We start from the raw sequence: 11,503 nt of genomic DNA on the forward strand, positions 1-11,503 counted from the left end.
TTCCTCCTCTCTCCGGTATCCGTATGAATAGGCTGTGCGGAAAGATAAAAAAACATGTAAGTCAGGAAAAAACATGCACCCTTTTTCGCAGTTGCTTATTGACAGCTTTTTAGTGCGGGTGTACGATATAAACATAAATGGATATTCTCCAAAGGGGAGTAGCTTTTTCGCAACAAAGTCGTCATTACGGGAATTCGTTCCCCGGCTTTGTTGGCAACGTCACGTTCGTTGTAAGCAAGACCTTTGCCTGATTGGGTAAGGGTCTTTTCTGTTTTCTGGCGACCTTTACCTGTCGGGGTAAAGGTCGTTTTGTTTTCCTCATCGTGACACACCCTACATACAAGGTGTCTAGCAGATCAGGAACAGCGGCCTTTCGGGACATCCACATAAAAGGAGGTTGGAGAAATTGGAGATGCTGTTAACACCCGCTTTTTGGTCTGCTCTGCTCGCCATCATCGTGATCGATCTTGTCCTCGCAGGTGACAATGCCCTTGTCATTGGTATGGCTGCTCGCAATTTGCCGGCCCACCAACAGAAAAAGGCGATCATCTGGGGAACAGTCGGTGCGGTGGTCATTCGGGCTGCCGCGACGCTCGCCGTCGTCTGGCTGCTCAAGATTCCGGGCCTGCTGCTCGTCGGCGGGCTGATGCTGATCTGGATTGCGATGAAGCTGCTGGTACAACAGGATGGTCATGAATCGGTCAAAGCCGGCTCCAGCCTGGGCTCCGCCATCTGGACCATCGTCGTAGCCGACGCTGTCATGGGATTGGATAATGTGATCGCGGTGGCAGGTGCGGCGCACGGCAGCTTCCTTTTAGTGGTCCTCGGCTTGGTCATCAGCGTACCGGTCATGGTTTGGGGCAGTACGCTCGTCCTGAAGCTGATGGAGCGCTATCCGGCTGTCATCTACATTGGATCGGCTGTCCTGGCCTATACCGCCGGCAGCATGATTACCAGCGAACCCTTTATCAAAACCTTCTTCGTCCAGTACCCTGCACTGAAGTGGGTATTGATTGCGGTCATCGTAGTCGGCGTCCTCTTAATCGGACGAATGAAGGACCAGGCACAAAAAAGAGTTGCCGAACAATCGTAACCGAAACGAAAAAAGGCTTTTGCTCGCATGCGGGCAAGAGCCTTTTTTCATTCTCTGCGTTTACGCTCTGGCGGGATATAACGGACAGAACGGGTATCGCCAAAAAAAGACCCGGACACGATTCCGCGCCGGGCTTTTCCCACGTATTCACGTTCAGCGAGCCATGGCCCGCATCAGTTTCCTGCTTGCCTTCATCAGCTTTTGTACATCCCGCATGGAGACAGGCCAGCGATTGATGTTAAACGCAAAACCTCTGCGTCTGCGCGGAGCCAACATGTAACCAATGGCAGCGACGATGCCGCCTGCTGTAATGACGCGCATCAGGTTACGCACGATCATTCGTGACACACCTCCTGTTCGAGTCTACATGCTAAGCTCGGTGGGTACGCTCTGTTCGTCGATAAACAGATCATTCAGCGAATGGAGCGAGCCGTCTTCTTCCACCTGATACACGGAAGCGATCTGCTCACCCGTTACGCTCATTTCGATAAAGCAATTCCAACAGTAGTACTGGTTGGTTCCAATCTTCCCAACATCTTTGGAACTGCAATTCGGGCAAATAACACGCATCTATTTGATTCCTCCCTTTGACGCCTGGCTTCGAACCCTAGTCCGGCACGATCAGGTTTTCTTCCCCAATAATGACGGATGGAGGAACGGAAAGGCGCTTGCGTCCTTCGGTGACGTCCGCCAGCCAACCGTTCGATAATTCATACCCTACAATTTTCTCCCAATCCGCAGAGAAGTAAACATCTTCCAATCGGCCAAGCAGGTCCCCGGAAACGGAAATGACGGATTTGCCCTTCAATTTCCCTTTTCCGGTCACAATCCCGGCAGGTTCGGGAGCAGCCAGTTGCTCCAAGGAGGTAATCGCGTCTTCGCCCGACACGGTGAGGCAGGATTCACCCACCGCGTGAATGCGGTCGTAGGGGATGTAGGTGCCCGATTGGAACCAGCCCTGCTCGCTCAGCAAGACTCCGAGGACAAGCCATGTCTCTGAGTCCACTAGAATGTCACGGATCACACCGATTTCTTCTCCTGTCTCCAGCGAGAAAACCGGCAAGCCGACCACATCCATTGCCTTGCGCATGACGGGTCTCTTCCCCCTTCCGCCCTTTTAGTATCCGGCGGAGGAGAGCGTTCCATTCGACCAAACTTGTGCCAGCGTCAACCTTGTTTCAGACGTTCCTCCAGGTAGCTGTATCGCACGCCTTCCTCATCGCTTTGAACGGCGAGGCGAAATGCTTCCGGCTCTCCACACATGATTAAAAATGCTTTGCTTCGCGTGATTCCCGTATACACCAGCTTTCGCCGCAGCATGCGATGGTAATTTCTTACAAACGGCATGACGACGATGGGAAACTCGCTGCCTTGCGACTTATGTACCGAGCAGCAATAGGCGAGCGTCAACTGATGGTAGTCGGATCGCTTGTAGGTGACTTCGCGACCGTCAAAGGAAACCACGATCATCTCTTCATTCTCTGCGTTTTCATTCGGGTAAAAGATCGCAACAATCTCACCCATATCGCCGTTGAACACCTGTTCTTCGGCATTGTTTACCAGCTGAAGCACTTTGTCCCCGGTGCGGAAACGGGTATCGCCAAACGCCACTTCCCGCTTCTGCCCCGTCTTGGGGTTAAACAGCTCTTGAAGCTCCTCGTTCAGCCGATTCACCCCGGCATTTCCCTTGTACATCGGGGCGAGCACCTGAACATCTTTTGCTGTATATCCTTTTCTTACGGCGCCCAAGCAAATTTGTTTCACCGCTTCATTTACATCTTGTGGCGAACTTGTGAAAAATCTTCGATCTGGGGAGGTCTGAAGCAAATCGTCCGGGACGATTCCCTTGCGCACATCATGCGCCAGACGGATGATCGAGGACTCCTGCGCCTGACGGTAGATCTCGGTCAACTGTATGCGCGGCAACAGGCCGGAGCGGATCATATCCTGGAGCACATTGCCCGGCCCCACGGAGGGCAGCTGGTCCGGGTCGCCGACGAGGATGACTTGCATGTCGCTGGGCAGCGCTCTGAACAGCTGATTGGCCAGCCAGACGTCGACCATCGACATCTCGTCGACGATCAGCAGCTTGCCCTGAATCTGATGTTCGGCATCATGCTCGAAGCTCTCTCCCTTCCAGCCAAGCAAGCGGTGAATCGTCATGGCAGGGAGACCGGTTGTTTCAGCCATCCGTTTGGCTGCCCGGCCGGTAGGCGCAGCCAGCAGGATCGGAAACGGATTTTTTTCATCGTACTTTTTGAGATCGAAGGAGATGCCGTGCAGATAGGCAAAAACGCGACAGATCCCGCGGATCACTGTCGTCTTCCCTGTTCCGGGTCCGCCCGTCAGCAGCATGAGACCCGACTTGATCGCCTGTTCGATCGCGTCCCGCTGCGTCTGGGCATAGGTGATCGCCAGTTCCTCTTCTACCGCGCCGAGCGCATGATACAGCTCGGAGACGGGAAACGAACCGAAATCCTCGCGATCCGCGAAAAAGCGAAGCCGTTTGGCGAGGCCCACTTCCGCAAAGAACAGGCTGGGCAGGTATACCCTGTCTTCGTCCCACACCAGCTTGGATGACACAAACAGCGCCTCGATGGCCTGGCTGATCTCCTCTGGCTGAAACAGATGGCCGCCGCATTCATGCAGGAGGCGCATCGTCTTTTCCACCAATTCCTCCATGGGCAGGAAGACATGTCCCTCCGCGTAGGAAGCCTCCTGCAGCGTGAAGATCACTGCGGCCTGAATCCGCTGCTCGGAGGAGGCGGCAATTCCCGTGGAACGGGCGATTTCATCCGCACGCTTGAAGCCGATACCCTGCACATCCTCGATCAGGCGGTAAGGTTCTTCCGTCAGGACCTTCATCGTCTCCAGCTTGTAGGTCTGGTAGATGCGCAATGCCAGCTGGACGCCGATGCCGAACTCGTACAAAAACACCATGGCCTGTTCCAAGGAACGATGTTCCATCACCGAACCATAAATCTGCTTGGCGCGTGTTTCCGAGATGCCCGGAATCTCCGCCAGCGCTTCGGGACGGTCTGCGATGATGGACAGCGCATTGACGCCCAAATGCTCCACGATCCGTTTCGCCATCTTTTTTCCAATTCCCTGGAAGAGACCACTGGCCAGATATTTTTCTACGCCAGCCGCCGTTTTGGGGGTTTCGCGCTCATACCGGGAGGCGGCGAACTGCTGTCCAAAACGAGGGTGTGTTTTCCATTCTCCATAGAATGTATAGAGTTCTTCCGGATGCGGCCGGGGAAAGTTCCCGACCACGACGATCTCTGACTCCTTGATCGGTTCCGCTGTCTCCTCTACTTTAAGACGTATAACTCCGTACCATGTTTCTTCATTGTAAAAAATTTCTTGAACGATATTGCCGCGAACAAATGATTCGGCAAACAAAGGGAGTGTTTGCTGCGACATTAGTAGCGCCCCCTCGCAATACAGTAAGTCTGCTGGACTGGCAGATAACAAGAAAACCCGCCTGGCAGAAGCCTGATGCGGCGCCGGGCTGGGTTTTCCTCAACCATGTTTAGATTGTAAATTGTTTTACTTGTTCTGACAACCGCTCGGCCATTTTTGCCAAAGTCTCCGCTGCAGCCGTCATCTCTTCTGTCGTGGCTGTCTGTTGTTCGGAGGCGCCGGCTACTTCTTGGGTATCGAGGGCGGTCTGCTGCGCCAGCCGGGCGATCTCATCCGCTTGGGCAACCAATTGCTCGGTGCCTTGATTCATCGCTTGCGCGGAATCATTCATCCGATGTACCTGGCTGCTCACATCCCGGACAGCGGTTAGGATTTGCGCAAAGGATTCACCTGCATGCGATACACCCACTCGTCCTTCTTGGACGGATAAAGTGGTCGCCCCCATCGCCTTGACGGAAGCCTGGATGTCATCCCTGACACGATGAATCAGATGAGCGATCTCCTCTGCTGACTGACTCGACTGCTCAGCCGGCAATCATGAGAGGTATAATCGTGATGGCCAGCATGGTGATCACGAATTTGTAGCGAATCGAACTGGATTTTTTCATACGTTCTCTCCATTCCACGTCTCAGTTTTTATACATATGTACAACCTTTTTACATAGTTCAATAGACCTGTTTCAGAATCGTACCAGAACAGCCACTATTTGGGCCAATGAAAAAATGACAATTTTTTGAGAATAGAAAACGAAAAACCCAACGGATTGCTTTTCCGTTGGGTTTCTATCACCTTTTCAGACGCCGCACGATGTCCGCCGCTTTTTGTGCAGCGCGCTCGGCTTCCTCTACCGTATTGGTGATGCCAAAGCTGAAGCGAATCGCCGACTGCGCCCGCGCATCCTCCAGACACATGGCCGTGAGCACATGGGACAGCTCCAGGGAGCCGGAGGTGCAGGCAGAACCGCTGGCAGCAGCCACTCCGGCCAGATCGAGGTTCATCAGCATCGTCTCCGTCTGCACGCCGGGGAAGCTGACGTTCAGGATATGCGGGAGATGCTTGTCCGGGTGGCCATTGACCACGTAGGCGATCCCGCTGTCATCCCAGCGGGAAAGCATGGCCTGCCGCATCCGCCGGTATTTGTCCAAACGCTCGGCCATTTCCTCGCCGGCGATGACCGTCGCTTCGGCAAAACCGATGATCCCGGCCAGATTTTCGGTTCCGGCCCGGCGTTTGCGCTCCTGGGAGCCGCCGTGCAGATGCGGCGCAAACGGCACCTTGCGTCCGAGATACAGCGCGCCGACGCCTTTGGGACCGTTGATCTTGTGAGCAGAGATGGACATCATATCCACCGGGAGCTGTTTGACGCTGAGCGGCAGCACGCCGGCAGCCTGAACGGCATCGGTATGAAAGACAATCCCGCGCTCCCGAAGGAAATGACCCATCTCTTCGATGGGCTGGATGGTTCCGACTTCGTTATTGCCGTACATGATCGAGACGAGTACAGTATCCTCCCGCACTGCCCGCTTCAGTTCGTCGACGCTGATCATCCCTGTCTCGTCGGCAGGCAGATAGGTCACCTCAAAGCCAGAGCGCTCCAGATGTTCACAAGCGTGCAGGACGGCATGATGTTCGATACTCGACGTGATGATGTGGCGGCCCCGTTCCCGCAGGGCCATCGCGCCCCCGATGATGGCCATGTTGTCCGCTTCCGTCCCGCCGCTGGCAAAGATCAGCTCCTGCGGATCGGCATCGATGAAGGCGGCCACCCGATCACGGGCTTTTTCCATGGCCTGACGAGCCTCGCGCCCATAGCTGTGAACACTGGACGGATTTCCATATACCTGAGTCAGATAGGGATACATCGCTTCCAGCACGCGCGGATGGACAGGCGTGGTGGAAGCGTGATCCAGATAGATTCTCTCTTGCACAAAAGTCACCTTCTATATATAGAACATGTAGCCGTCAGAATGCCCGTCATCCTGGTAGCTGATCAAATCCTGCAGGGATGTGGAATCGAGCACGGAGGAAATGCTGTCGCGGATGCGCAGCCAGAGATAGCGCTTGGCCGGATCTTCCTCTTCGGCAAATTCCACCGGACTGATCGGCCCCTCCAGGACGCGGATGATGTCTCCAGCCGAAATCTCTTCCGGTTGCTTCGCCAGTACGTAGCCCCCGTATGCCCCGCGAATGCTCTTCACCAGGCCGGCATTGCGCAGCGGCGCCACCAACTGCTCCAGATAGTGCTCCGACAAGTCATGGCGTTGGGCGATGCTCCGCAAGGAAACAGGCCCTTCCCCAAAACGATTGGCCAGATCCATCATGATGGTCAGGCCGTATCGTCCTTTCGTAGAAATTTTCATAGTCCAACTCTCCTCTTCCTGCAGTATTCCCCGAGTCCCCCCGTTTCACCGCCCATCTCTGTACATGACTCGACGCGACAGGGACACACTAGCTTTCAGGGGGTGAATCACGATGGCCACAAACAAACGCTCGGAGAGAGGGCGCAACCATCCTTCCGAGACGCTCTATGATCATCCGGCAGGCACCATTGCCCACAAGGCGCGGTTTGGCGCCAGCGAACAAAGCAAGCAGCCAAATGAAAACGGCGATTTGCCAAACAAGCCGGGCGGAGATGTGCGAACCTGATCTTCTCCCCCGCTTGGGGGGAGTTTTTTAGGGGGCGCGGCCGTCTCAGCCAAGCGCTGCACCGGGTAAACCGGGCTTGACCGCCTGGCATGGGCGGTTAGTCTCGCTCTTTCTCTGTCGATCGCCTTTCGGTCTGCAGCCGCATGATTTCCCTCTCGTAGCCGATCGGTTTGGGCACGTAGAAACGCGCCTGCACCTCATCCGGCAAATACTGCTGCGGCACATAGCCGCCGGGGTAGTCATGCGGATACAGATAGCCCTGGCCGTGGCCCAGGCGGGACGCACCTTTGTAGGCGGCGTCCCGAAGGTGGATCGGAACTGGCTTGTGACCGTCGGTTCGGATGGTTTCAAGAGCTTTGTTGATGCCATTGTAGGCGGCATTGCTTTTCGGCGCTGTCGCCAGATACGTCGTGGCCTGCGCCAGCGGAATCCGTCCCTCCGGCATCCCGACCAGCTCCAGCGCCTGAAAACAGGAGACGGCTACCGTGATGGCATGCGGATCGGCATTGCCGATATCCTCCGAGGCGGAGATGATCAGGCGGCGGGCGATAAATCGCGGGTCCTCACCGGCATCAATCATCCGCGCCAGCCAGTACAAGGCTGCATCGGGATCTGAGCCGCGAATGGATTTGATAAAGGCGGAAGCCGTGTCGTAATGGTTGTCTCCGCTTTTGTCGTAGCGCACGGCCCTGCGCTGAATCGACTCCACCGCCACATCCAATGTGATCACGATCCGCCCGTCCGGCCCCGGCGGGGTCGTCGTGGCGGCCAACTCCAGCGCGTTGAGCAGCCTGCGGGCATCGCCCTCCGCGTAGTGGATCAGATGCTCACTCGCCTCGTGCGTCACCTCTACATACAATTCCGCGAGGCCATTCTCTTCGTCCCGGAGGGCCCGTTCCATGACCTGGCGGAGGTGCTCATGGGTCAGCGGCTGCAGCGAGAAGATTTGCGAGCGGGACAAAAGAGCGGGATTCACCTCGAAAAAGGGATTCTCCGTCGTCGCCCCGATCAACGTAATCGTACCGTCTTCCACATACGGCAGCAGCGCGTCCTGCTGCGATTTGTTGAAGCGGTGAATCTCGTCCACGAACAGCGTCGTCCGCTGCCCGCCCATGACGAGCCGCTCCTTGGACTCGTCGACGACCTTGCGAATATCGGCCACGCCTGCGGTAACTGCATTCAACTCGGCAAAGTACGTGCGCGTCGTGCCGGCAATCACCTTGGCCAGCGTGGTTTTTCCTGTCCCGGGCGGACCGTAGAAGATCAGCGAAGATACCTGATCCGCTTCAATCGCCCGGCGCAAGAGTTTGCCCGGACCGAGAATATGCTCCTGCCCGATCACGTCCTGAATCGTGCGCGGACGCATGCGGGCAGCCAGCGGCTTCGAACGTCCCTTGTCCTGCGTCTCATGTGCAAATGAAAATAAATCCATGGCTCTCTATCCTTTTGCCGGCTGCCAGTCGAGCAAATCGCGCACGACGACGCTGGCCAAAATCAATCCAGCCACCGACGGGACGAAGGCATTGCTCGCTGGAGGCTGCCGTACCTTGCTGATTGGTGAATCCGGATTGGATACGATTTTTTCACGGACATCTGTCCGAATCGTCACCGGAATTTCTTTGGAATACACCACTTTTACGCCTTTGTAGATCCCGTGCTTGCGCAGCTCGCGCCGAATCACCTTGGCGATCGGGTCGTAGCTGGTTTGCGAGATGTCGGCCACTTCAAAGCGGGTCGGGTCCATCTTGTTGGCCGCTCCCATGCTGGAGATGATCGGAATGTTTCGCCGTTTTGCTTCCAGAATCAGGTGAAGCTTGGCGGACATCGTGTCCATCGCATCGACAATGTAATCGAACTGATGGGCGAACAGCTCCTCCGCCGTCTCCGCATTGTAAAACATGTTCAGGGTTACGACTTCGCAAGCCGGGTTAATCGCGGCGATCCGCTCTTTCATCAGCTCTGCCTTCTTTTGGCCGATGGTGTGGAGCGTGGCGTGGATCTGCCGGTTGATATTGGTGATATCCACGACATCTTTGTCTACGAGCACCAGCTTGCCGACGCCGGTTCGGGCCAGCGCTTCCACGGTAAAGGAGCCTACTCCTCCAATACCCAGTACGGCTACCTTGCTGTTTTTCATTTTTTCCAAACCTTCGGGACCGAAGGCCAATTCACATCGGGAAAATTGATGAAGCATCATCCGTCAACCTTTCTGATCTGCATGTCCGTATTTGCACCAGGTCATTCCCCGTTTTATATGCAATCGGAAAAGTGGGAATGCCAGACAAAAAAGGAGCCCCAAAATGCCGTGCTGCTCCTACAGTTTTGAACCTGCGCATCGCAGGTGGGTGTCTTGCCCAACCGACCCGAACGTCCACTCGATGGAGGCATGTCCTCTCGGTTCGGGACGAAAAACTCCCTAGAAAATCTTTGCGGCTCAAAACTATCGGAAGTCACGTGCATCGCAGGGCTATTTTGTAGTATTACCAATGTATCAGACGCTCATGCGACTGTGCAAGTCTGCTTTATTCTTCTTCTTTGAGGGTGGTCGCGATATTCAGCTCGGCCAGCTGCTTGGCATCTACCGGACCTGGCGCGTCTACCATCAGGTCGCTCGCGCTCGCAGTTTTCGGGAAAGCGATCACTTCGCGCAGATTGTTTCTTCCGGCGAGCAGCATGATCAAGCGGTCCAGCCCCAGTGCGATTCCGCCGTGCGGAGGCGTGCCGTAGTCGAAGGCATCGAGCAGGAAGCCGAATTTTTGTTTGGCCTCCTCTTCGGTGAGACCCAGCGTGCGGAACATTTTCTCCTGCACATCGCGCTTGTAGATCCGCATCGAACCGCCGCCCAGCTCGTAGCCGTTGAGCACCATGTCGTAGGCTTGCGCGCGCACCTTGCCGGGATCCGTCTCCAAGAGATGCATATCCTCGTCTCTCGGACGGGTGAAGGGATGGTGGAGTGCGATATAGCGCTGGCTCTCTTCATCCCACTCGACCAACGGGAAGTCTACCACCCAGAGGAAAGCGAACTGGCTGTGGTCGATCAGGCCCAGCTCAGCGCCCAGCTTGCTGCGCAGCGCACCCAGAGCGTCCGCCACTACCTTTGGCTTGTCGGCGACAAACAGGAGCAGGTCGCCGTCTTCTACCGCCAAACGTTCTTTCATGGCGGTAAAGACGTCCTCGCTGAAAAACTTCGCGATCGGCCCTTTGACCTCGCCATCCTTGAAGCCGATCCAAGCCAGGCCTTTGGCTCCGTAGCGGGAGGCGAACTTGCCGAGATCGTCTGCTTCCTTGCGGGAGTAATGCCCGCAGCCCTTGGCATTGATCGCCTTGACTTGACCGCCTGCGGCCACGGCGCTGGCAAACACTTTGAAGTCGCTGCCTGCGACCAGGTCGGATACATCGGTCAGTTCCATGCCAAAGCGGATATCCGGTTTGTCCGAGCCGTAGCGCTCCATCGCTTCCGCATAGGTCAGGCGCGGGAACGGAGTCGGCACCTCTACGCCGATGGTCGCTTTGAATACATGGGCGACCATCTCTTCCATCATCGGCAAGAGCTGCTCCATCGAAAGGAACGAGGTCTCGATGTCCACCTGGGTAAATTCGGGCTGACGGTCCGCGCGCAAGTCCTCGTCGCGGAAGCAGCGGGCGATCTGGTAGTAGCGCTCCATGCCGGAGACCATCAAAAGCTGTTTGAACAGCTGCGGCGATTGCGGAAGCACGAAAAATTCGCCTGGATGGACGCGGGACGGAACCACGTATTCACGCGCGCCCTCCGGAGTGCTCTTGGTCAGCATCGGCGTCTCCACTTCGACAAAGCCCTGGGCATCGAGGAAGTCGCGGAACGCTTTGGCTGCTTTGCTGCGCAGGATCAGGGAGCGCTGCATCTCGGGACGGCGAAGGTCCAGATAGCGGTACTTGAGGCGCACCTGCTCATCCACGTCGATCTCGTCCTCAATTTGGAACGGAGGCGTTTTCGCGTCGTTCAGGATGTGAATTTCGCTGACGTACACCTCGACTTCCCCCGTCTTCAGCTTGGGGTTGACCGCTTCAGGGGACCGTTCGACAACCGTTCCTCTTACAGCCAAAACGTATTCGCTGCGCACCTTGTCTGCGATTTCCCAGGCTCCTTTGTCATGCTCCGGGTTGAACACGATTTGCACGATCCCGGTTCTGTCGCGGAAGTCGATAAAGATGACGCCTCCCAGGTCGCGGCGCTTCTGCACCCAACCATTTAGAATTATTTCCTGTCCGACGTGCTCTTTGCCAACCTCTCCGCAATGTACGGTGCGATATTGCAAACTCATTGTCTTTTCCTCCACTCTTTTTCTACCATGCTTTTT

12 protein-coding genes and 1 other RNA gene are annotated in these 11,503 nt (G+C 56.0%); 2 read left to right on the top strand and 11 right to left on the bottom strand.

Annotated features, from left to right (window positions below; translation table 11 throughout):
* The first annotated feature begins 406 nt into the window (after window positions 1-406).
* Window positions 407-1,093: a TerC family protein gene (locus JD108_RS15140; RefSeq protein ID WP_198826859.1), complete on the top strand. Its 687-nt coding sequence runs from the start codon at window positions 407-409 to the stop codon at window positions 1,091-1,093.
* Between the two features lie 153 nt (window positions 1,094-1,246).
* Here the strand turns inward: JD108_RS15140 and JD108_RS15145 are convergent, their stop codons facing one another.
* From JD108_RS15145 to cymR, 7 genes are all read right to left on the bottom strand, one after another.
* The gene (locus JD108_RS15145) at window positions 1,247-1,432 is read right to left on the bottom strand and encodes a hypothetical protein (RefSeq protein WP_198826860.1); all 186 of its coding nucleotides are present in this window, start codon (window positions 1,430-1,432) and stop codon (window positions 1,247-1,249) included.
* A 24-nt stretch (window positions 1,433-1,456) separates the two neighbouring features.
* A complete protein-coding gene (locus tag JD108_RS15150) occupies window positions 1,457-1,663 on the bottom strand; it encodes a hypothetical protein (RefSeq protein ID WP_198826861.1) in 207 nt (68 codons plus the stop codon).
* 37 nt (window positions 1,664-1,700) lie between these two features.
* Window positions 1,701-2,183, bottom strand: a complete 483-nt coding sequence (locus JD108_RS15155; protein ID WP_198826862.1) for a PRC-barrel domain-containing protein — start codon at window positions 2,181-2,183, stop codon at window positions 1,701-1,703.
* 77 nt (window positions 2,184-2,260) lie between these two features.
* Window positions 2,261-4,519, bottom strand: coding sequence for an SF1B family DNA helicase RecD2 (gene recD2, locus JD108_RS15160; protein WP_198826863.1), 2,259 nt, complete (start codon window positions 4,517-4,519; stop codon window positions 2,261-2,263).
* Window positions 4,520-4,628: 109 nt separating this feature from the next.
* The gene (locus tag JD108_RS15165; protein WP_198826864.1) at window positions 4,629-5,054 is read right to left on the bottom strand and encodes a methyl-accepting chemotaxis protein; all 426 of its coding nucleotides are present in this window, start codon (window positions 5,052-5,054) and stop codon (window positions 4,629-4,631) included.
* Window positions 5,055-5,305: 251 nt separating this feature from the next.
* Entirely contained in the window at window positions 5,306-6,448 is a 1,143-nt protein-coding gene (locus JD108_RS15170; RefSeq protein WP_198826865.1) for a cysteine desulfurase family protein, read from the bottom strand.
* Window positions 6,449-6,460: 12 nt separating this feature from the next.
* Window positions 6,461-6,880, bottom strand: a complete 420-nt coding sequence (gene cymR, locus JD108_RS15175; protein ID WP_198826866.1) for a cysteine metabolism transcriptional regulator CymR — start codon at window positions 6,878-6,880, stop codon at window positions 6,461-6,463.
* 112 nt (window positions 6,881-6,992) lie between these two features.
* Between cymR and JD108_RS15180 the strand changes: the two genes are divergently transcribed.
* Entirely contained in the window at window positions 6,993-7,166 is a 174-nt protein-coding gene (locus tag JD108_RS15180; protein ID WP_198826867.1) for a hypothetical protein, read from the top strand.
* Between the two features lie 97 nt (window positions 7,167-7,263).
* Here the strand turns inward: JD108_RS15180 and JD108_RS15185 are convergent, their stop codons facing one another.
* The 4 genes from JD108_RS15185 to aspS all read right to left on the bottom strand — a co-directional run bounded on the left by JD108_RS15185 (window position 7,264) and on the right by aspS (window position 11,467).
* Window positions 7,264-8,598, bottom strand: a complete 1,335-nt coding sequence (locus JD108_RS15185; RefSeq protein ID WP_198826868.1) for an AAA family ATPase — start codon at window positions 8,596-8,598, stop codon at window positions 7,264-7,266.
* Between the two features lie 6 nt (window positions 8,599-8,604).
* Window positions 8,605-9,360, bottom strand: coding sequence for a tRNA threonylcarbamoyladenosine dehydratase (locus JD108_RS15190; protein WP_198830146.1), 756 nt, complete (start codon window positions 9,358-9,360; stop codon window positions 8,605-8,607).
* A 94-nt stretch (window positions 9,361-9,454) separates the two neighbouring features.
* A non-coding RNA gene (gene ssrS, locus JD108_RS15195) (6S RNA) lies at window positions 9,455-9,637 on the bottom strand.
* A 51-nt stretch (window positions 9,638-9,688) separates the two neighbouring features.
* Entirely contained in the window at window positions 9,689-11,467 is a 1,779-nt protein-coding gene (gene aspS, locus JD108_RS15200) for an aspartate--tRNA ligase (protein ID WP_198826869.1), read from the bottom strand.
* Window positions 11,468-11,503 lie beyond the last annotated feature (36 nt).

Source organism: Brevibacillus composti, assembly GCF_016406105.1.
Lineage (GTDB): Bacteria > Bacillota > Bacilli > Brevibacillales > Brevibacillaceae > Brevibacillus > Brevibacillus composti.